At 71.4% G+C, this 19,479-nt stretch carries 19 protein-coding genes; 9 read left to right on the forward strand and 10 right to left on the reverse strand.

What is annotated here, in order from left to right; genetic code table 11:
- Positions 1 to 150: 150 nt before the first annotated feature.
- Entirely contained in the window at positions 151 to 528 is a 378-nt protein-coding gene (locus ACIGWZ_RS32070; protein WP_400070464.1) for an MmcQ/YjbR family DNA-binding protein, read from the reverse strand.
- Between the two features lie 384 nt (positions 529 to 912).
- Between ACIGWZ_RS32070 and ACIGWZ_RS32075 the strand changes: the two genes are divergently transcribed.
- Positions 913 to 1,080 carry a hypothetical protein gene (locus ACIGWZ_RS32075; protein WP_400070228.1) on the forward strand — a complete coding sequence of 56 codons (168 nt, stop codon included), beginning with the start codon at positions 913 to 915 and terminating at the stop codon, positions 1,078 to 1,080.
- Between the two features lie 7 nt (positions 1,081 to 1,087).
- Here the strand turns inward: ACIGWZ_RS32075 and ACIGWZ_RS32080 are convergent, their stop codons facing one another.
- Together ACIGWZ_RS32080 and ACIGWZ_RS32085 are read right to left on the reverse strand one after the other, a co-directional pair.
- Positions 1,088 to 2,557, reverse strand: coding sequence for a sialate:H+ symport family MFS transporter (locus ACIGWZ_RS32080; protein WP_400070466.1), 1,470 nt, complete (start codon positions 2,555 to 2,557; stop codon positions 1,088 to 1,090).
- Positions 2,558 to 2,616: 59 nt separating this feature from the next.
- Positions 2,617 to 3,558, reverse strand: coding sequence for a dihydrodipicolinate synthase family protein (locus tag ACIGWZ_RS32085; protein ID WP_400070229.1), 942 nt, complete (start codon positions 3,556 to 3,558; stop codon positions 2,617 to 2,619).
- Between the two features lie 243 nt (positions 3,559 to 3,801).
- On the opposite strand from ACIGWZ_RS32085, the gene ACIGWZ_RS32090 reads away from it, so the two are divergent.
- Entirely contained in the window at positions 3,802 to 5,001 is a 1,200-nt protein-coding gene (locus ACIGWZ_RS32090; RefSeq protein ID WP_400070230.1) for a saccharopine dehydrogenase family protein, read from the forward strand.
- Positions 5,002 to 5,008: 7 nt separating this feature from the next.
- Here ACIGWZ_RS32090 and ACIGWZ_RS32095 read toward each other — a convergent pair whose 3' ends face one another.
- Positions 5,009 to 5,740, reverse strand: a complete 732-nt coding sequence (locus tag ACIGWZ_RS32095; RefSeq protein ID WP_400070231.1) for an endonuclease V — start codon at positions 5,738 to 5,740, stop codon at positions 5,009 to 5,011.
- Positions 5,741 to 5,961: 221 nt separating this feature from the next.
- Between ACIGWZ_RS32095 and ACIGWZ_RS32100 the strand changes: the two genes are divergently transcribed.
- A complete protein-coding gene (locus ACIGWZ_RS32100) occupies positions 5,962 to 6,261 on the forward strand; it encodes a YciI family protein (protein WP_400070232.1) in 300 nt (99 codons plus the stop codon).
- A gap of 156 nt (positions 6,262 to 6,417) precedes the next feature.
- Here ACIGWZ_RS32100 and ACIGWZ_RS32105 read toward each other — a convergent pair whose 3' ends face one another.
- Positions 6,418 to 7,860, reverse strand: coding sequence for a sugar porter family MFS transporter (locus ACIGWZ_RS32105; RefSeq protein WP_400070233.1), 1,443 nt, complete (start codon positions 7,858 to 7,860; stop codon positions 6,418 to 6,420).
- Between the two features lie 322 nt (positions 7,861 to 8,182).
- On the opposite strand from ACIGWZ_RS32105, the gene ACIGWZ_RS32110 reads away from it, so the two are divergent.
- Positions 8,183 to 9,091 carry an SIS domain-containing protein gene (locus ACIGWZ_RS32110; protein ID WP_400070234.1) on the forward strand — a complete coding sequence of 303 codons (909 nt, stop codon included), beginning with the start codon at positions 8,183 to 8,185 and terminating at the stop codon, positions 9,089 to 9,091.
- A gap of 55 nt (positions 9,092 to 9,146) precedes the next feature.
- Entirely contained in the window at positions 9,147 to 10,028 is an 882-nt protein-coding gene (locus ACIGWZ_RS32115) for a ketose-bisphosphate aldolase (protein ID WP_400070235.1), read from the forward strand.
- A gap of 142 nt (positions 10,029 to 10,170) precedes the next feature.
- Here ACIGWZ_RS32115 and ACIGWZ_RS32120 read toward each other — a convergent pair whose 3' ends face one another.
- Together ACIGWZ_RS32120 and ACIGWZ_RS32125 are read right to left on the reverse strand one after the other, a co-directional pair.
- Entirely contained in the window at positions 10,171 to 10,662 is a 492-nt protein-coding gene (locus ACIGWZ_RS32120) for a universal stress protein (protein ID WP_400070236.1), read from the reverse strand.
- Positions 10,663 to 10,667: 5 nt separating this feature from the next.
- Positions 10,668 to 11,924 (reverse strand): SLC13 family permease, encoded by a 1,257-nt coding sequence (locus ACIGWZ_RS32125; protein WP_400070237.1) that lies wholly within the window; start codon positions 11,922 to 11,924, stop codon positions 10,668 to 10,670.
- A gap of 644 nt (positions 11,925 to 12,568) precedes the next feature.
- Between ACIGWZ_RS32125 and ACIGWZ_RS32130 the strand changes: the two genes are divergently transcribed.
- Complete coding sequence (locus tag ACIGWZ_RS32130) at positions 12,569 to 13,396, forward strand: DeoR/GlpR family DNA-binding transcription regulator (protein WP_400070238.1); 828 nt, start codon at positions 12,569 to 12,571, stop codon at positions 13,394 to 13,396.
- Between the two features lie 139 nt (positions 13,397 to 13,535).
- Here the strand turns inward: ACIGWZ_RS32130 and ACIGWZ_RS32135 are convergent, their stop codons facing one another.
- Entirely contained in the window at positions 13,536 to 13,970 is a 435-nt protein-coding gene (locus ACIGWZ_RS32135; RefSeq protein ID WP_400070239.1) for an SRPBCC family protein, read from the reverse strand.
- A 134-nt stretch (positions 13,971 to 14,104) separates the two neighbouring features.
- Positions 14,105 to 14,881, reverse strand: a complete 777-nt coding sequence (locus ACIGWZ_RS32140; protein WP_400070240.1) for an SDR family oxidoreductase — start codon at positions 14,879 to 14,881, stop codon at positions 14,105 to 14,107.
- Between the two features lie 392 nt (positions 14,882 to 15,273).
- Between ACIGWZ_RS32140 and ACIGWZ_RS32145 the strand changes: the two genes are divergently transcribed.
- A complete protein-coding gene (locus ACIGWZ_RS32145; RefSeq protein ID WP_400070241.1) occupies positions 15,274 to 15,918 on the forward strand; it encodes a TetR/AcrR family transcriptional regulator in 645 nt (214 codons plus the stop codon).
- 230 nt (positions 15,919 to 16,148) lie between these two features.
- Positions 16,149 to 16,460 (forward strand): hypothetical protein, encoded by a 312-nt coding sequence (locus ACIGWZ_RS32150; RefSeq protein WP_400070242.1) that lies wholly within the window; start codon positions 16,149 to 16,151, stop codon positions 16,458 to 16,460.
- A gap of 220 nt (positions 16,461 to 16,680) precedes the next feature.
- On the opposite strand, the gene ACIGWZ_RS32155 is transcribed toward ACIGWZ_RS32150, so the two are convergent.
- Positions 16,681 to 17,298, reverse strand: coding sequence for a TetR/AcrR family transcriptional regulator (locus ACIGWZ_RS32155; protein WP_400070243.1), 618 nt, complete (start codon positions 17,296 to 17,298; stop codon positions 16,681 to 16,683).
- 86 nt (positions 17,299 to 17,384) lie between these two features.
- Between ACIGWZ_RS32155 and ACIGWZ_RS32160 the strand changes: the two genes are divergently transcribed.
- Positions 17,385 to 19,286, forward strand: coding sequence for an FUSC family protein (locus ACIGWZ_RS32160; protein WP_400070244.1), 1,902 nt, complete (start codon positions 17,385 to 17,387; stop codon positions 19,284 to 19,286).
- Positions 19,287 to 19,479 lie beyond the last annotated feature (193 nt).

Genomic DNA, 19,479 nt, shown 5'->3' on the forward strand with positions numbered 1-19,479 from the left:
TTCTGATGTAACACTCGCGATGTTAAGAACGTGTTCCACTTTCCACAAGCCCCCCCGGGCCAAGTGCCGACCACCGGAAAAGGCCCGCGCCGACGATGCTCAACTGCCATCGCCGTCACGGGCCTTTGCGCGCCTTCCGCCGCTGCGCCGCTATCCCCCGTCGAGCTCGGCGATGAGCTTCTTCGGGGCTATGACGCGATAGGACTCCTCGGTCCAGTCACAGAGCAGCTCGGCGGCCGGGGCGGCCTTCTCCGCCAGCGGAATCTGCACCCAGCCCGACTTGCCCAGGCCGTAGCCGGCGGGCTTGGCGCCGGGCGAGGTGAGGGCATGGGCATGCGCCTCCAGGTCCTTGAGCTTGACCGTGATCCCCGGCGGATGACTGCCGTCGTCGATGCCGAGGAAGACGAAGACCTTCTTGTTGACCTTGATGACGCTCTCGCCCCACGGAAACTCCTCCACCGCCCCGGGCAGCCCCAGCGCGAACCTGCGCACCCGTGCCCGTACCGCCGCCGGACCCGCCTTCGCCATGAGCTCCTCCACGTCCGTGCCCCCTCCCGCACCGCCGCGGTGCCCTTGCCGGCGTGTTCCGCGCACGCCCGCCCCAACGCCTTCCACGCTAACCGCGACCACTGACAACGGCCCGCGGAGCGCCGGAGGCAGGGCCGACGGAGGGACAAGGCGCCCCTACCGCACCCGCAACTCGCCGCCGCCCTGTTCGACTTCCCCACCGGCCAGGTGCTGCGTCGGGCTGCTCGGCCACCACGGTGTGCCTCTCGACCGGCTTCGCCTTCGCCTCGGACCGCATCGGTACGGCGCCGTCCTTCGCCCAAGTGGAGCCGCGCCCGACCTACCGCAGCCAACGCGGACCACTGGCGCGGATGTTGGCCATGGGGCACCAGCAGCGGCTTCCGGGTGACCGACGTCCAGGCGCGGACCGGCGCGGAGGAAGAGCCCGTCTCGGCCGGGTCGCTGCTCCGTCCGGAGGGGAACGGCGCGGCATATCCCCTGGTCGAGGCGCTGGCGGAGCGGGAAGGAGTGCCCGGGGTGGCGCTGGGCCGGCGGGACGACAGTACGGAGTGAGCCGGCCTCAGGGGGAGCCGGTGGGCGCCCCTTCGGGCAGCGCCCCGGAGCCGCCCGCCGGCACCAGGTGGTCGTCGGGCGCCTCGCGATCCAGGAGGCGGGCCAGCTTTCGTGGGACGTCCCCGCCCACCAGGATGATGACGAGGAGCGTCAGCCCGAAGGTGAGCACCGCCAGCGCCCGCCCCAGAGACATCCCCTCGGCGAGCCGGGCCCCCAGGACCGGCGCCACCGCCCCGCCCAGGGCCCCCACGTTGTAGACGAAGCCGAGCGAGGCGGCGCGGGTCGCGGTCGGGAAGTGCCCGGCGATGTATTTGGGCAGAATGCCGGAGATTCCCTGACTCAGCGCCAGCAGCACGAAGAGCAGCGCCCCGAGCCCCACCAGGCTGCCCTGGACGGCGAAGACCGGGAAGACGAAGGCGAGCGAGGCCAGCAGGGTGTACGCGTAGGCGCGCCGGGTCCCCAGCCAGTCGCCGACGAAGCCCGCCAGCCAGCACCCCGCCATGGTGCCGAAGCCCGCGTAGAACATCACGTCGGTGACCTGTGCGGGGGCGTACCCCAGCTCGGTCTTCAGATACGTGGGCAGCAGCGCCTGGATGGGCCAGCTGTAGAGGAAGGCACAGAACACGGTCGCCATCAGGGACACATACAGCAACCAGCCCTTCCGGCCGCCGAGCTGTACGGCGAAGCCGATCAGACAGAGCGCTGCGACGGCCGACAACCAGGGGACGTACCCCTCTCCCACGGGCGTGAAGACGCAGAACAGCGCGCCCGTGGCGGCCACCATCAGGGCGGCGTTGCCCCAGGAGCGTGGGCGGCCGGTGAACAACGGCCGGAACGGATTCGGGCGCTCCGGCTGCGGGCCGTTCGCCGCGGGGCCGATCTCGGCCTGCCACTCGGCGGCCTCCGGCAGCGATCTGCGGATCCACACGGCCACCAGGACGGGCAGCACGCCGATCCAGAACATCCAGCGCCAGCCCCAGTGCGGAACCACCCAGGTGTAGAGCTCGGCCGCGATGACGCTGCCGCCCGCATAACCGGAGATCAGGAATCCGGAGGCGCGGTTGCGCAGCCGGGCGGGCCAGCTCTCCAGCACATACGTCACGCTGGTGCTGTACTCCCCCGCCATCCCCAGGCCGATCACCAGCCTGGCGACGAACAGGCTGGTGTAACCCCAGGCGAATCCGCAAGCGAAGGTGCCCAGCGAGTAGAGCAGGATGCTGGCGATCATGGCGGTCCTGCGGCCGTAGCGGTCGCCCATCGCGCCCAGGACGGCCCCGCCCAGCCACCGGGTGATGAAGGCTCCGGAGATGAGCGAGGCGGCGGTGGCGGTGCTCAGGTGGAACTCGTCGGCGATCTCGGTCAGGACGAGGGTGATCAGGACGAAGTCGAAGCCGTCGAGGAGATAGCCGATCCACGCGGCGAACATCGCCTTCCACTGGCGTGGCGTCACCTCCCGGTACCAGGGGGCCGCTCCGATGGGACGGGCAGGGCGGACGGGACGACCGGGACGTTCGCGGCGGCCCTGGGAGCGCGTCGTCACAGCAGCCCTGCCTCCTCCAGCAGTCGGCGGACGGTTCGGTTGGCGCCGTCGTCCAGCGGCAGCTGCGGGGCCGCGGTGGCCGGGCTGTCGATGACGCCGAGCAGGTGCAGCGCGGCCTTGAAGGCGCCGAGGGCGGAGGAACTGCGTCCCATGTCCGCCTCGTCCCCGACATCGGTGAGGGAGAACAGCGCGGCCAGCCGGTCCTGTTCGGCGGCCGCCGCGGCCCACCGGCCGGCCCTCGCATGCGCATAGAGCCGTACGTAGCCGGCCGGATCGACGTTTCCCAGCCCCGGTACGACACCGTGGGCGCCGGCGAGTAAGGCGCCGTCCACGGAGAGCTCCGACCCGGTCAGAACGGAGAACTTCCCGTTCACTGCGCGCAGCCGCACGATCAGACGGCGTAACGCACCGTCGTCGCCGCTGCTGTCCTTGAGCCCGGCGAGCACCCCGTCGGCGGCGAGCGCGAGCACCGTGCCGGCGGGGAGCTTGGTGTGTACGGCCGTGGGGATGTCGTAGGCGAAAAGCGGCAGGTCGACGGCGTTGCGCAGCCGAGTGAAATGCTCCGCGATCTCGGCCGGATGCGTGCGGGTGTAGAAGGGCGCGGTGGCCACGATGCCGTCGGCGCCCAGGCCGTGGGCCGTCCGGGCGTGGTCCATGACCCGGGCCGTGGCCATGTCGATGGCGCCTGCCAGGACGGGCAGCCGGCCCCGGGCGGCCTCGACGACCGTCTCGATGACGGTGCGTCGTTGGACGTCCGATAGGTAGGCGGCCTCTCCCGTGGAGCCGAGCACGAAGAGGCCGTCGACTCCGGCGCCGACCAGCCGTTCGGTGAGCGCGGCCAACGACGTGGCGTCGACCTGGCCGGCGTCGGTGAGCGGCGTGCACAACGGTGGCACGACCCCGCTGAGCGGTGCGGGGAGCGGCGGGGGAAGGGGCATCGCGTCCGGCTTTCTGCCGTACGGTCCGGCCCGGCGTCCCCGGGAACGGAGCGGCGACCCCGGCGATCCGGACGTAGGACGTCCTATGTCATCCTGAATCTGGCCCCGCTCCGACGCCGTGTCAAGACTCCGCGCCACCTTGGGCGCCACACCGTGCACCCCCAACGAGATGACCGAAGACCGTCGTTGACGAAGCGTCTACGACGTGCTTAGGGTCCGGAGCTCAGGTCGAGAGGATGCGCGATGCGACGGCAGGACACCTCGGGACGAGCCCATGATCTCGTCCTCTACGGCGCCACCGGGTTCGCCGGGGCGCTCACCGCCGAATACCTGGCCCGGCACGCCCCCAAGGAATGCCGCTGGGCGCTGGCCGGCCGCAGCACCGGCAAACTCGAGCGGCTGCGCGACCGCCTGGCCGGCATCGACCCGGCCTGCGCCGACGTCCCCCTGCTACGGGCCGACAGCGACGACCCCGACTCGCTGCGCGCGCTCGCCGCCGACACCCGCGTACTGGCCACGACCGTCGGCCCGTATCTGCTCCACGGCGAGCCGCTGGTCGCCGCCTGCGCCGCGGCCGGCACGGACTACCTCGATCTGACCGGCGAGCCCGAGTTCATCGACCGGATGTATCTCCGCCACCATGCGACGGCCCAGGCCTCCGGCGCCCGTCTGGTGCACGCCTCCGGCTTTGACAGCGTGCCGCACGACCTGGGGGTGTTCTACACCGTCGGGCTGCTCCCCGAGGGCGTACCGCTGCGCATCGACGGCTTCGTCCGTGGCAGCGGCATGATCTCCGGCGGCACGCTGGCCTCCGCGCTCACCGTGGTCTCGCGCCCGCTGCCGATGGCACGGGCCGCCCGCGAGCGCCGGTCGGTGGAACCGCGCCCCGTCGGCCGTACGGTCCGGGCGCCCTTCGGTCCGCCTCTCCGGAGCGGCGAGACGAGCACCTGGGGCGTGCCGCTGCCGACCTTGGACCCGCAGGTCATCGCCCGTTCCGCGGCCGCCCTCGAGCGCTACGGGCCCGACTTCCGCTACCGCCACTACGCCGGTGTGCGGCGCCTGCCTGTCGCCGTGGCCGGGACGCTGGGGGCCGGCGCGCTGGCCGCGCTCGCCCAGGTGCCGCCCGCCCGGCGCTGGTTGGCGGGACGCGTGCAGCCGGGCGAGGGGCCGAGTCCGGAGCGGCGAGCCAAGAGCTGGTTCGCGGTGCGCTTCGTGGCGACCGGCGGCGGCCGGCAGCTGATCACCGAGGTCTCGGGTGGCGATCCCGGTTACGAGGAGACCGCCAAGATGTTCGCCGAGTCGGCGCTCAGCCTGGCCTTCGACGACCTCCCGGAGACGGCCGGCCAGGTGACCTCGGCGGTCGCCATGGGGGACGCCCTGACGGACCGCCTCCAGAAGGCGGGCATCACCTTCCGGGTCGTCCAGGGCCGGCTGCCCCTGTAGCCACGGGTCAGGCGCTCGCCAGTGCCTTCCGGCAGAGGGAGTCGGCGGCCCGCGTCGTCTCCGGCAGACGGTATTCGGCCGCCAGATGCACCGTGTGCGCACAGGCCCGGTCGAGGTCGACGCGGTGCCCCACGGATACGAAGACCGGCTTGACGCCCTTTTGGGTGCGCACCGCACGTCCCACCTCTTCGCCACCGGCGTCGCGTTCACCCTCCTCGCCCCGGTCCAGGAGCGGGGAGGTCGCGCCGCGCTCGGGGCCGGGCGGCTCGTAGCGGAAGGTGAACGGAGTCTTGGCGACCCCGATGGTCGGCAGCCCGGTCAGCACCCCGAGGTGGCTGGCCAGGCCGAAACGCCGCGGATGCGCCAGCCCGTATCCGTCACAGACCACGAGGTCCGGCGTGCAGGTGAGGCGAGCGAGGGCCTTGAGCACGGTGGGAATCTCGCGAAAGGCGAGCAGCCCGGGGACGTACGGAAAGGAGATCTGCCCGACGGCGGTGGCCTCTTCGACGACCGCGAGCGTGCGGGCGTCGAGGGCGACGGCCGCCGCGGCGACCACGTCCCGCTCGTCGTCGTAGGCGACATCCACCCCGACGACGGTGCCCGCGAACCCCGGCCGGGGACCGGGTTCATCGAGCCGCACGTAGTGCCGCAGCCGGTCCTGGACGGCACGCGCCTGGGCCTCGTCCGTCGGCCAGTGGGCCAGCTCGTCGTCGCACGAAATCGTTCCGGGAGTATCCATGGTGATCGCCACGCTATCGAACCCATGACCGGCGATTCCGGCCGCCGCCGCCGTCCCTCTTGCCGTCTCTCCACCGATCCGGCGAGGAATTCCGTACCGAGGAACCCCGGGCGCCGGCCCCTCCTCCCCGAGGCCCGTCGTGACCGGCGCTCTGCATCACCTGGGGCCGGAGCGGTCCGCCTGGACCGGGAGCGCTCCGGGGCATTGTTTATATTGCCTGCATGTTCGTACTGGAACTGACCTACACCGCGCCCCTTGAGCGCGTCGACGCCGCGCTGCAGGACCATGTGGCCTGGCTGAACAAGCAATACGCCGCGGGGCACTTCATCGCCGCCGGCCGCAAGGTGCCGCGCGACGGGGGCGTGATCATCGCTACCGGACCGGACCGCGCGACCGTCGAGCAGCTCGTGGCCGAGGACCCGTTCTCCGTGGCCGAGGTGTGCACGTACCGGATCACCGAATTCGTGGCGACGACGACCGCCCCGGCGCTGGAGGAGTACCGGGAGCAGCTGCCGTCCTGAGGCATCGCCCCGGGCCGACGGTTTTCGCCGACGACCCGGGGCATCCCCTGAGGACACCCGCTCGGACACCTACCTCGGCTTCCGGCGAGGTGCCAGGCGTGCGGGCCGCGACCAGCCGCTGCGCCGTTCGGGCGAGCCCGCTCGCCCTTTGTCGGCCTACAGCGCGGCCTCCGGAGCCGGGGCAGGGTTCCCCGTCGGGGCGGGGGTGGGCCAGCGGCCTCCGTTCCTCCAGTAGCCCTGGATCTCTTCCAGCTGGCGGCCCTTGGTCTCGGGCGCGGTGAAGGAGGCGAAGACAAGGGCGCAGAGCGCGAGGACGCCGAGGCCCGCGAACGTCCGGGCCGCGCCGGCCCAGGCCATCAGGGAAGGGAAGAACTGGGCGATCAGGAGGTTCGCCACCAGGTCGGCCGTCAGCATCACCGATGCCCCCGTCGAGCGCAGCTGGGCGGGGAAGGCTTCACTCGCGTAGACCCAGATCAGCGATCCGAAGCCGAAGTTGAAGGCCGCGGTGAACAGCAGGATGGCCCCGAAGCCCACCCAGGTCGTGGCGCCGTGCAGATCCCCCATGGCGAAGACGACGGTCAGTACGGCGAGCATGGCGACCATCGTGCCGATACCGGAGAGCAGCACCACGCGGCGGCCGAGCCGGTCGATGATGAGGATGGCGAGCACGGTCGCCGCCAGTGAGGCCAGTTGCACGAAGGACGGCAGCAGGAAGTTCTGGCCGCTGCCGGTGAAGCCCATTTCCTCGAAGATCTGCGGGCTGTAGTACGTCACGGCGTTGATGCCGGTGATCTGGCAGAAGAATCCGAGACCGACGACGAACAGCGCGGCGCGGGCGTACGGCTTACGCAGGAGCGAGCGCGCCGAGCCGCCGTTCTCCTCGGCCAGTGCGGCGCTCACGGCGGCCACCTCCGCGCGCGCATCGACGTCCGGATCGGTCATCGCCATGACCTCGACGGCGCGCTCCGTATGTCCTTTGAGCACATACCAGCGCGGCGTGTCGGGGAGCCGGAGCAGCGGGATCATCACGAGCGCCGCGGGGATCGCGGAAAGGCCGAGCATCCAGCGCCAGTGGCCGCCGCCGGACAGCCCCCAGTTGACGAAGTAGGTGACGACGATGCCGGCGACCGTGGCCACCTGGTACATGGCGACGGATGCGCCGCGGATACGCGCCGGCGTCGATTCGGCGATGTAGAGCGGCGCGGCCACGATCGAGATGCCGATGGCGACGCCGAGCAGGAAACGGACGACATCCAGCACGATGACGCTGGGCGCGGCCGCGGAGAGCGCGACGAAGACGGCATACGAGCCGGCGACGATCAGCATCGCGGCCTTGCGGCCCAAGAGATCGGCGAGCTTGCCGCCGATCAGCGCGCCGAGGATGGACCCGAACACCAAAACGCTGTTGACCAGGCCTTTTTCCGCCTCGGTGAGATGGAAGTCCCGGCTGAGAAACACCAGGGCGCCGGAGATGCTGCCGGTGTCATAGCCGTAGATGACGCCGACGACGGCGCCGGTGAGCGCAAACAGCCTGCCGGTGCGGCGCGGGGTCTTGGATGACGGCGGCTGGGGCGTCTCGGAGAGCGTGGCAATGGACATGGGGGAGTCCTTTGTGCGGCGGAGCGGCCTGCTGCATGACTAGCCATGACTGATCTTGCGAGTATTCGGCGCACTTCACGCAGTTGTCAACAGGTGGTGGTGAGCCCTGCGCCGCCCTCTCCGACCACTCGCTTGGGCCACCCAAATAGCCTCAAACCGCACATTTTTCGGGAGCATCTTCCACTCCCCGCCACTCCCCTCTGGATCGTCCACCCTTTCGAGGGATGGATCCGCGAGCGAGGGATGCGTAGAGTCGATTGCAACGAAGCCAGAACTTGCAGAATTACGCAGAATGGTTCCACGGATCACGGGAGGGCGTGCCATGAGTGAGACCTCGTACATGGAGCAGGAGCTGAACAGTCAGCCGGAGACCTGGCGGGAGGCGGCACGGATCGGCGCGGCCGCGGGAGGTCCGCTGCCCGAGGCCGGACAACGCGTGGCCGTCGTCGGCTGCGGCACCTCGTGGTTCATGGCGCAGTCGTACGCGGCACTGCGCGAAGGCGCGGGACTGGGGGTGACGGACCCGTTCGCCGCATCGGAAGCGTTCCTGGGCAGCGACCGCGGATACGACGCGGTGGTGGCGATCACCCGCTCGGGCACCACGACCGAGGTGCTGCGTGTCCTCGACGCGGTCAAGGGGCGGATCCCTACGGTGACGATCATTGGCGATCCCGAGACGCCGGCGGTGGCGATCTCCGACGAGACCGTCGCGCTGCCGTTCGCCGATGAGGAGTCCGTGGTGCAGACACGGTTCGCGACGACGGCGCTGACGCTGTTGCGCGCGCACGTGGGCGAGGACGTCTCCCGGTCGGTGACCGACGCGCAGGAGGCACTGGCCGCGCCGCTGGAGCGGGAGTGGGTGGATGCCGAGCAATTCTCCTTCCTGGGCACGGGCTGGACCTATGGGCTGGCCAACGAGGCGGCACTCAAGATGCGGGAGGCGTCGCAGAGCTGGACGGAGTCCTACCCGGCGATGGAGTACCGCCACGGCCCGATCTCGATAGCGGCTCCGGGCCGGGTGACGTGGCTTTTCGGGCAGGCCCCGGAGGGGCTGGAGGCGGAGGTGGCCCGGACCGGTGCCCGGTTCGTGTGCCATACGCGCGATCCGCTGGCCGACCTGGTGCTGGTGCAGCGGGTCGCCCTGGCCCGAGCACGAGCCCGCGGCCTGGACCCGGACAACCCGCGCAACCTGACCCGTTCCGTGATGCTCGAGGCCCCCGCCCTGCCGTAGCCCCCATCAGCCCTTCTACGTCAACTCACCTAGCCCGCAAGGGAGTCGCCTTCCCATGCCCCTCGTTCCGACCTCATCCATCGTCGACGCTGCGCGTGAGGCGCGGGTCGGTGCCGCGGCCTTCAACGTCATCCATCTCGAAACCGCCGAGGCACTCGCCACCGCCGCCGAGCGCACGAACACCCCACTCATCCTGCAGATCAGCGAGAACTGCATCCGCTACCACGGAAGCCTGCTGCCCATCACCCGCGCCACGCTCGCCCTCGCCGAGAGCTCCGCGGCGCCGATCTCGGTCCATCTCGACCACATCACCGATGCGGAACTCGTCCATCAGGGCGTCGCCGCCGGGGTGGGCTCGGTCATGGTGGACGCCTCGGCCCTCCCCTACGAACGCAACGTCGCCACCACCGCCGAGCTCACCGCCTGGTGTCACGACCGCGATGTCCATGTCGAGGCGGAGCTCGGCGAGGTGGGCGGCAAGGACGGCGTGCACGCCCCCGGTGTCCGCACCGACCCGGACGAGGCACTGGCCTTCGTCCAGGCAACGGGCGTGGACGCACTCGCGGTCGCCGTCGGCTCCTCCCACGCGATGCACGAGCGCACGGCCGTACTGGACAAGGACCTGATCGCGGCGCTGCGGGCGATGCTGCCCGTGCCCCTGGTGCTGCACGGCTCCTCCGGGGTCCCGGACGAAGAGCTCCGTCGAGCCATCGCCGCCGGGATGACGAAGATCAATATCTCCACCCACCTGGTTTCCGTCTTCACCCACTCGATACGGCAGACACTTGGCGCGGACCTGGCACTCATCGACTCCCGGAAGTACATCAAGCCGGCCCGGGAGGCGGTGGCGCAGGAGGCAGCGCGGCTCCTGGACGTGCTGAGCACTCCGGTGGCGGTCCCGGAGCAGTACGCGGCCCAGGCACCGACCCCTGGGTGAGTCCGACACCCGGCACCGTCCGCGCGACGATACGAGACTCCAGGGCAGCGCATTCGGAAGACCCGTGCGCGTCGGCGGGGACGGGATGTGCCGGCCGCGGCCGAGCTCTTCGGCCTGTGTCGCGCTGCCGCTGGCGCCGCCGCTACCGGTGGTGTGGTGGCGGGGGCGGGATGGTGGCGATGCCGGGGGCGGTCTCGGGCCAGACGAGCAGGAGGGGGCAGGGTGCGTGGTCGACGATGAAGCGGCTGGCGGGGCCGAGACTGTGGGGCCCGAGGTGGCTGGGGTCGCCGTCGCGGGCGAGGACGAGCAGGTCGGCGCCTTCGGCGGCGGCCACGACTTCCCGCTCGACGCGGCCGGTGCGCTCCACTCGGGTGCAGGGGCGTCCCAGCCGTTCGGCCGCGTGGGCGAGGAGTTCTTCGGCGGAGGCCGCGGCCAGGTGTTCCAGGGCCGTGCCGGGGTCGCGGTCGGGGCGGGCGCGGCCGAGCAGCCCGGCAAAGGCGCCGTGGGCGGCGCCGGGGACGTCGGGGCCGGTGACGTGCAGCAGCACGATGTCGACGTCGGGGGGTGCGTGGGTGCGGGCGGCGTCGATACAGGCGGGCCAGGTGCCCTCGACGATCCAGGCGATGACGGTCATGGCGGTCAGCCTCCGATGAGCGTGAGCGAGGTCCACAGTGCCACCACCGCGAGCAGCAGGGCGGCAGGCACGGTGGCCAGGCCGAGCCGGGTGAACTCACCGAGATGGACGTCGGTGTCGTGTTCGTGCACGATGCGCCGCCACAGCAGGGTTGCCAAGGAGCCGGCGTAGGTGAGGTTCGGACCGATGTTGACGCCGAGCAACACCGCGAGGACCGCACCGGGCCCGGCGGGGGCGACCAGCGGCAGCAACACCAGCACGGCGGGCAGGTTGTTGATGACGTTGGCCAGCCCGGCGGCCAGCGCCGCGAGGGCGAGCAGGGCCACGAGCCCCGTGCCGTCCGGGACGAGATGGCCGAGCGCGGTGGCGAGCCCGTTGTCGACGACGGCGCGGACCACAATGCCCAGGGCCAGCACGAAGGCGAGAAACGGCACCGCCGTGGCGCGCAGGACGGCGGAGGGGGTGGTGCGGCGCTGGGCCAGGGCCCGGAGGGCGAGCACTGCGGCGCCGGCGAAGGCCGCCCACGCGGGGTTGATCCCCAGGGCGGAGGTCAGGACGAACCCGGCCAGCGTGCATGCCACCGTGACCAGGGCGAACACCGGCACTTCGCGGGGCTCTGCGGTGGGCGGTGCGGGGGCTGCGGCGTCCAGATCGGTGGTGAAGAAGCGTCGGAAGATGACGTATTCGGCGGTGATGGCCACCAGCCAGGGCAGCGTCATCAGAGCGGCGAAGCGGGTGAAGCTCAGCCCGCTGGCGGCGAACGCCAGCAGGTTGGTGAGGTTGGACACCGGTAGCAGCAGCGAGGCGGTGTTGGACAGATGCGTGCAGGCGTAGACGTGGGGCTTGGGACGGGCTCCGATGCGGGCGGCCGTGACGAACACCACGGGCGTCAGGAGGACCACCGTGGCGTCCAGGCTGAGCACCGCCGTAATCAGCGACGCGGTCGCGAACACCTGCATCAGCAGGCGGCGCGGGCGTCCCGCCGCGGTGCGGGCCATCCACACCCCGCTCGCATGGAAGAGGCCCTCGTCGTCACAGAGTTGGGCCAGCACCAGGACGGCGGCCAGAAAGCCGATCACCGGCCCCAGCCGCTCGACCTCGGCGCGGGCATGGTCCAGCGAGATCGCCCCGGTGGCGATGACCACCCCGGCGGCCGGGACGGCGACGACCGCCTCCGGCCAGCCCCATGGACGGATCACCGCGCACGCCAGCACCAACAGCAGCAGGACCGCGGAGAGAGCCTCCGCCAGCGAGGAGTTCACAGGTCAGATCTTCTCCCGGTCGTACGTTCCGGTCTTCTCCCGGTCGTACGTTCCGGCGGACGGTGCCGGTGCCGGCCGGGGTATCACCGCGACCTCCTCGGCTCCGGCCGGCGCCCGGTCCAGCGGGGAGGCGGCGGCCGCCTCCCCGACCGACGGGGACCTGCCCGCGTTCTTCCCGGCCTTGATGGTCGGCTTCTTCGCGATCTCGGGACCGGGACGCCCTTGTTCTTCAGCGCGTCCGAGTTCTTCAGCGCGTCGGTGTTCTTCAGCGCGTCCGAGTTCTTCAGCGCGTCGGCGAAGGTGAGCAGGTCGTCGTCGGTGGCCTTCGGCCGTCCGCCGTGGTTGCCCTTCGCCGCGGCGGTCGCCTGGCCCTCCAGGGCAGCGGCGCCCGGTTCCTGCGCAGCCCGCCACCGCATGATCGAACAGCGTCGTCGGCCTCTCGGCGCTCCGGTTCCAGGCGTACCGGCTCCTCGACGAACCGTCGGTGCGCCCAAGCCCGCTCCTCGGTCGGACGCTCCTCCGGCATGCGGCGGCATGCACCGGCCGTACCCACGGTCCCCATGGCACGGCCTGGCTCGTGGTCGGCGTCGGGCCGTGCTCGAGCGGCCTCAACGTGGGCGATCGAAACGAATTAGGCTCGCGCCATGAAGCGCCATGAACGGATGAACGCACTGCTCGAGCTGCTCGGGGACAGGGGTCGGGTGGATGTCGAGGAGGCGGCGACCGAGCTGGAGGTCTCGGCCGCCACGATGCGGCGCGACATGGATGCCCTCGCCGAACAACAGCTGCTGACCCGCACGCGGGGCGGGGCCGTGCTCAGCTCGGTGGCGTACGACCTGCCGATCCGGTACAAGCACGCTCATCGGTCGGCGGAAAAGGAGGCGGTGGCGGAGGCGGCGGCAAAGCTGGTCGAGCGCGGTGACGTGGTGGGGCTCAGCGGTGGCACCACGACCACGGCGATCGCCCGGGTGCTCGCCACCCGCCCCGACTTCGCGGAAGCGGGTCCGCAGCCGCATCTGACGATCGTCACCAACTCTCTCAACATCGCCAATGAGCTGGCGGTGCGACCACAGATCAAGATCGTGCTCACGGGTGGAGTGGCGCACTCCCGCTCGTTCGAACTCGTCGGCCCCTTCAGCGAGTTGGTACTGCAGCAGATCTCCATCGACATCGCCTTCATCGGGGCGAACGGCGTCGACCCGGTGATGGGAGCCATGGTGCACGACGAGGCGGAGGCCAGGGTGAACCGCCTGATGGCCGAGCGTGCCCGGCGCGCCGTCGTCGTCGCGGACTCATCGAAGATCGGCGAGCGCTGCTTCGCACGGGTCGGCGATGCGGATGTCTTCGACACCTTCATCACGGACAGCGGAGCAAAGGAGGCGACGCGCCGGGAGTTCACCGACCGGGGCCTGAAAGTGGTGACGGCACGACCGTCCGGCAGCACCGATACGGGCGCCGCCGCCGAACGCTGACATCGGCTCGCCGACTGACCGAATGACCTTTGACCGACTGACCTTTGACCGTCGGGCCGACTGCCCCTTGGCCGTCGGGCTGTCCGGTCGTCGCCCCGGTCCCCGCCCCGCCTCCCCCGCGCCCGTCCCTCCCCACCCCCTACGACTTGCCGAACCGCTCCTCCAGCGCCGCCAACCCCGTCCCGTACACCGCGTCCCCGAAGACCTCCTCGACCTGGAGGACGACCTCCGCGGCGCCCTGGTACGTCGCCGTCCAGCGCACCTCGGTGCCCCGGTCGTGGGGAACGGCCGTCAGCGTGGCCTCGTAAGCGCTGAGGGGAAGGAACGGGTCGAGGACCGTATAGCGATAGGCACGTGTGGTGTCGTCCTTGGCGAGGAGGCGTTCGCGGGCCACGACCGTGCCGTCGAGGGTGAACGCCCGTATCGCGCCCGGGGTTTCGGGGTCGGCGTCGTCCTCGATGACCGAGGGCGGGACGTGCGGGTGCCAGTCGGCGAGGCCGTCGAAGCGGCCGATGGTACGCCAGACCGTGTCGGGGTCGGCGGAGAGCACGATGGTACGGATGAGGCTGGGCATGGTGTCACCTGGTCCTGGGGGCCTCGGGGCCTTGGGGCCTGTCGTTTGGGGAGGTGTGGCGGAGCGCGTGCGGGACGACTGTTGTTTCAGGTCGGGTTACAGGTCGGCGTCACAGGTCGGCGTTACGGGTCGCGTTACCAAGCGCCGTCGCCGCGCAGGACCGCGTCGGCGCCGCCGTCGATGAAGACGACCTGGCCGGTGACATGCGTGTTCTCCGGGGCGGTCAGCCAGTCGAGCAGCGGGGCGACCTGCTCCGGACGGGCGTGACCGTGCAGCGGCATCGGGACCGACGCGTCGACGACCTTGCGCATTTCGGCGTTGCCGAGCATGGGCTCGGTCATCGGGGTGACGATCGTGCCGGGGGCGACGGCGTTGAGCGGGATGCCGGCGGCGGCCCAGCCCTCGGTCGCGGCGGTACGGCGCAGCCAGCGGGCGATGGCGTGTTTGGACGAACCGTAGATGAGATGCCCCTCGCCCCGGTCGATGGCGGCCTGAGCAGCGGCGACGGCCGCGTCCTCGTCGCCCGCCAGAGCCGCGTCGACAAGGGCCGGGTCATGGGGGTGGACCGAGGAGACCGAGGAAATCAGGACGGCGCGCGGGTCGGTGCCGGCGGCCAGCAGTGGGCGTAGCCCTTCGAGGGTGGCGACCACGCCGAAGTAGTTGACCTGGACCGTGAGCGGCGTGAAGTGGGCGAGGCCGGCGCAGGCGATCACGGCGTCGAGCCGCCCACCCGTCAACTCGCGGGCGCGGTCGGCCAGTTCCGTACGACCGGTGGGGGTGGAGAGGTCTGCGGAGATGTCGACGCCCTTGAGGTCGGCGCCGAGCACGGCGTGGCCCTGTTGGCGGAGATGGGCGGCGGTGGCCTTGCCGATCCCGGAGGCGGCTCCGGTGACGAGGTAAGTGCGCGGCATGGTCGGCTCCTTCGCTGATGCGTACCGGTCGATAGCGAGTCGATTGAGAGTCGGTTGAGCGTCGGTTGAGAGTTGAGAGGCGAGTCGAGAGGGGTCGGCGCCGGGCGGGGGTGGCGTCGACCGCCCGAGCGGTCATGTCGCCGTGTCGCGCCATGGCGGGCGCAGCGGCCAGCCACGGCCGCACGTCGTTCACGGACGTTCACGTCGTTGGGTCCAGGCTCGGCCAACATACGCTTTACTGGCACGTCGTGCCAATAAACTATTCCGTGACAGAGTTGACGCCCGGACGGTTCGGACGGCCCGGACTGCTGGGACGAGCCGAACAGCCCGGACGGCTCGGACGGCTCGGACGACCCGAACAACCCCGACAGCAGCTTGGCGAGGAGAGGTGGATGACGGCAGCGCGAGGCAGACCAACGCTGACCGAGCGGCGGCGGCAGGAGACCCGGATGGAGATCGCGGAGGCCGCGGCGAGCCTCTTCTCCGATCAGGGGTACGACGCGACGACAGTCGAGGACATCGCGTCGGCGGCCGGCATCTCGCTGCGCACCTTCTACCGCTACTGCGCGGCGAAGGAGGACGCGCTCACGCCCGTACTGACCTCCAGCGTCGGCCAGCTCGTCGAAGAGATCGCCGCCCGCCCCGTCGACGAACCGCTGACCAGCGCGGTACGGACGGCATTCGGTACGTCGACATCGACCCGGCGCCTCGCGGACACCGAGCGGGCGCGGCGGCTGATCCGTGTCATGGGCGGCGTGCCGGCGATCCGTATGCGATGGATGGCCGCCGGGCGCGATATGCAGGACCGGCTGGTACCCGTGCTGGCGGCGCGTTCGGGAGCGCCGCAGGACAGCCTCGAGGTGCGGTTGCTGGCCTCTGCGCTGATCGATGCGATCAGCGTCGCGATGGAGCACTGGGCCCGTCAGGACGCCCCGGAGGACATCGCCGAGCTGACCCGCCGCGCGCTGGACTATCTGCGGATCGACGAGCTCCAGACCACCGCCGCCGGGGCCCGCGCGCACTCCCCCACCGTCTGACCTGCACCGCTGCCCCTGCCGCCGTTCCGGTTCCCGGAAAACGGCCCCGGTCCGGTTCCGAAAGGATCGCGCTTGTGGCGCGGTGCGCCACCCAGGGCTGAATTTTTCCGGGCGCGTAGGGACAATGGAGAATGTACGTGCGAATGCCCGTCCGGCACGAAGCCGGTGCATGTCCGGCAGGAGGCCGGCATGAGCGGCCTCCACAACGGTTTCCAACGGGGGACAGAAAAGTGCGGAAGATCATCGCGATAGGCCTGGCAGCGGCCGCGTGCAGCGCCACGCTGACCCTGTCCACGGCGTCCGACGCCGCGGCGGCGGACCGCTCGCCGCAGTGCGTCAAGGTACGGAAGTACTTCAACAAGAGTCACCACCGCTATGTGCAGCTGACGAATCTGTGCGGAAAGCGCACCTCGTGCTTCACCATCGTCGTCCCGTATGCGAAGGACCCGCGCGGCCGCCTCGGGAAGGGCCAGACCAAGGACGTCCGTTACGGGACGACGTGGGGGCCGCGGGCGCTCTACGTCAAGAACACGCACTGCTGAGCCGGTGACCCCGCCGCCGTCCAGCGGTCGCCGCCAGTGCTTGGGGCGGCGGCCGAGGCGAGCGGCGAGCGCAGGCAACAGCAGCGGACGGCGGGCAGTGGACAACAGCAGGGGACGGCGACCGCGGCCGGTATGCCCCCTGGCACGATCGGCCGCGCCCAGCCGCCGGTGAGGCGGGGAGCGGTGAACTCGGCTCCGTGGCCGACGCCTCCGCAGCGGCTCATGTCCGTACGGCGATGCCGTCCAGCACCATGGAGAGGTACTGCCGGGCGATCTCCTCGGGGGTGTGCTGCCCGCCCGGCCGGTACCAGCTCGCGGCGACCCAGACGGTGTCGCGGACGAAGCGGTAGGTGAGCCGGATGTCGAGGTCGGCCCGGAAGACCCCGTCGCGCACGCCGCGTTCCAGGGTGCCCAGCCATGCCTTCTCGAACTTTTGCTGGGAGTCGGCGAGATAGCCGAACCGGGGCTGGGCGGCGAGCTGCCTGGACTCCTTCTGGTAGATGGCGACCGCGGCGCGGTGCCGGTCGATCTCCCGGAAGGACTCGGTGACCAGGGCCTCGATGGTTTCCCTCGACCCGAGGCCGGCTTCGAGGACGGCGTCGTAGCCGTCCCAGAGTTCGGACAGGAAGGTGGCGAGGATCTCGTCCAGCATCGATTCCTTGGAATCGAAGTGGTAGTAGAGGCTGCCCGCGAGCATGCCGGCCTCGTCCGCGATGCGGCGGACGGTGGTGGCGTTGTACCCCTGCGCGGCGAACACCTCTGCCGCGATGGTCAGCAGTTCGCGGCGGCGCTCCGGGGAAGCGTTCGCGGTCGTCGTCTTCTTCTTGGCGGTTGGCACCCGGCCATTGTCGCTGCCGGGCCGGGCGTCCCGGGGCCGACCGCGACATATCTTTCACCAGTAAAACACCTGCTAATCTTTTCTTCATGGGGAAGCACGCCAGGCCCACCGAGAAGAGACCGACCACCGCGCCCGAGGGCGGGGTCCGGTTCCGTCCGCTGCCGGTCAGGAGCACCGTCCGGCTTCGCCGCCCCCTCGACATCTGGCACAAGCCGGCACTCAGCGCGGTGGTGGCCATGGCGATCCCGGCTCTCACGCTGTTCGCCCTCGGCCGGATGGATCTGATCCTCTACACCTCCGCCGGATCGTTGTGCGCCCTGTACGCGCACGGCCTCCCGTACGCCGCCCGCGCCCGCACGCTGCTGTGGGTGGTGCTCGGCATGGTCACGAGCCTCGGCATCGCGCTGACCGCCGCGTCGGCGATCACCTCTGCCGCCGTGCTCGTCGTGCTCGCCTCGCTGCTCGCCGCCGCGCACAAGATGGCGTGCGATGCCACGCACATCGGGCCGCCGGGGAATCTCATCCCGACCTTCATCGCCGCGTCGGCGTTCTTCGTGCCGCAGCGCCTGGGGCAGGTGCCCGGTCACATGGCGCTGGCGCTCGGTGCCGGTGGACTGGCCTGGCTGGTGTGCATGGCGCCGGTGCTGGTCCGGCCGCGGGGGCCGGAGCGGATCGCCACCGCGCGCGCCCTGCAGGCCGCGGCCGGGCTGCTGCGTACGGGCACGGGCACCGACGGGGCCGGGGTGGCGCACGCCCGGCATGCCACCGCGGCCGCCGTGAACGCCGCCTGGCACACGCTCTTCCTCGTCCCGGTGCGCACCCCCGCGCGGGCCGCCGCGCGCGGGCGCCTCGAACGGCTCCTCGTACAGGCCGAGTCGGCGCTCGGCGGCAGGCCCGGAGAGGCGGACCCGACGGCGGAGGCCGAACGCCTCGACGGCTGGGCCCACCAGCTGCGGCGCGGCCGGCCGCTCCCCGAGATCGCGCCCACCGCGGCGAAGACCGAGGAGCCGGCCGGGATCACGCGGGAGGGGGCCGCGGAGAGCGGGACGCAGGCCGCGGGTGCGGCGTCCGCGGTCGCCGACGGGTCTTCCGGGGTGGCCGACGGGTCGTCCGGGGTGGCCGCGCCGGGAGCCGTACGGGAGGGACGGGCCCCGCTGCTCGGCCTCGGCGGACCGGCCCTGCGGCGGCCCGCGCCCGGCCGCCCCCGCGGGGTACGGGCGGTACTGGCGCGGCTGGCGCCCGGTTCGCCGCTGCTGCCGATCGGGGCGCGGGTCGCGGCGGGCTGTGTGCTGGCCGGCTGGGTCTCGATGGTGGTCGGCGTCGGGCACCCGTACTGGGCCGTGGTGACCGCGGCCTCGATCTACCAGGCCAACACCACGCTCTCCTGGCAGCGCGCGGTACAACGCACGGTCGGCAATCTGCTCGGCCTGCTGCTGTTCTGCGTGCTGCTGCCGCTGACGCACACCGGGCAGCTCGCGATGATCGCGCTCGTGCTGGCCTTCCAGTTCGGCGCCGAGGCCTGCATCACCAGGAATTACTGGCTGGGCTCGGTCTGCGTGACCCCCATGGCACTGCTGCTGACCGGATTCGGCGGTCACCTGCCCGCGAAGACGCTGATCGGCGACCGCTGGATCGACACCGTGGTGGGCGCGGCGGTCGGCCTGGCCTGCTGCGTCCTGGTGACCAACCGGCGAGCCGCCGACCGTATCGACATCGCTCTGGAGCGGGTGGCGGCCGCGGAGGCCGCGGCCCACCGGTTGCTGGCGACGGCGCCCGCGCCCGGAGCCGACGATGCCGGGGAGACCGGCTGGGCCCGCGACCGGCTCGTCGGCTGCCTGGTGGAGCTGCGGGAAGCCGTCGACGTCGCGGCGGGCGAGTGGTGGCAGCGGGCGCTTCCGCAGGAGCGGATCACCCACGCCGAACAGCGCGGCCACCGCGCACTGGCCGGTCTCGTACGGCGTCTCTCGGCGCCCGCGCTGGCGGCCTGACCTGCGCTATGCCCCCGCCCCACGCCGCGGGTGGGGCCCCGGGGCCGACCCGCCCGGCGGCCGACCTCACACGGCCGACGCCACACGGCGGCCACCGCACGTCGGACGCCGCGCGGCAGGCACAATTGGATCCGTGAGCCGGGCCGGTCATCGGAACGTCCGGCGAGGCGGTACGGCAGTGGTCGAGAGGAGA

The organism is Streptomyces sp. NPDC053427 (assembly GCF_044544985.1).
In the GTDB taxonomy this organism is placed as follows: Bacteria; Actinomycetota; Actinomycetes; order Streptomycetales; family Streptomycetaceae; genus Streptomyces.

What these genes read in the sequence shown, in the direction of transcription:
- ACIGWZ_RS32085 (WP_400070229.1), bottom strand. Translation starts at nt 3,558, where the DNA reads ATGCCCCTTCCCCCGCCGCTCCCCGCACCGCTCAGCGGGGTCGTGCCA.
- ACIGWZ_RS32095 (WP_400070231.1), bottom strand. Translation starts at nt 5,740, where the DNA reads ATGGATACTCCCGGAACGATTTCGTGCGACGACGAGCTGGCCCACTGG.
- ACIGWZ_RS32090 (WP_400070230.1), top strand. Translation starts at nt 3,802, where the DNA reads ATGCGACGGCAGGACACCTCGGGACGAGCCCATGATCTCGTCCTCTAC.
- ACIGWZ_RS32070 (WP_400070464.1), bottom strand. Translation starts at nt 528, where the DNA reads ATGGCGAAGGCGGGTCCGGCGGCGGTACGGGCACGGGTGCGCAGGTTC.
- ACIGWZ_RS32135 (WP_400070239.1), bottom strand. Translation starts at nt 13,970, where the DNA reads ATGCCCAGCCTCATCCGTACCATCGTGCTCTCCGCCGACCCCGACACG.
- ACIGWZ_RS32115 (WP_400070235.1), top strand. Translation starts at nt 9,147, where the DNA reads ATGCCCCTCGTTCCGACCTCATCCATCGTCGACGCTGCGCGTGAGGCG.
- ACIGWZ_RS32160 (WP_400070244.1), top strand. Translation starts at nt 17,385, where the DNA reads ATGGGGAAGCACGCCAGGCCCACCGAGAAGAGACCGACCACCGCGCCC.
- ACIGWZ_RS32120 (WP_400070236.1), bottom strand. Translation starts at nt 10,662, where the DNA reads ATGACCGTCATCGCCTGGATCGTCGAGGGCACCTGGCCCGCCTGTATC.
- ACIGWZ_RS32105 (WP_400070233.1), bottom strand. Translation starts at nt 7,860, where the DNA reads ATGTCCATTGCCACGCTCTCCGAGACGCCCCAGCCGCCGTCATCCAAG.
- ACIGWZ_RS32145 (WP_400070241.1), top strand. Translation starts at nt 15,274, where the DNA reads ATGACGGCAGCGCGAGGCAGACCAACGCTGACCGAGCGGCGGCGGCAG.
- ACIGWZ_RS32130 (WP_400070238.1), top strand. Translation starts at nt 12,569, where the DNA reads ATGAAGCGCCATGAACGGATGAACGCACTGCTCGAGCTGCTCGGGGAC.
- ACIGWZ_RS32110 (WP_400070234.1), top strand. Translation starts at nt 8,183, where the DNA reads ATGAGTGAGACCTCGTACATGGAGCAGGAGCTGAACAGTCAGCCGGAG.
- ACIGWZ_RS32140 (WP_400070240.1), bottom strand. Translation starts at nt 14,881, where the DNA reads ATGCCGCGCACTTACCTCGTCACCGGAGCCGCCTCCGGGATCGGCAAG.
- ACIGWZ_RS32100 (WP_400070232.1), top strand. Translation starts at nt 5,962, where the DNA reads ATGTTCGTACTGGAACTGACCTACACCGCGCCCCTTGAGCGCGTCGAC.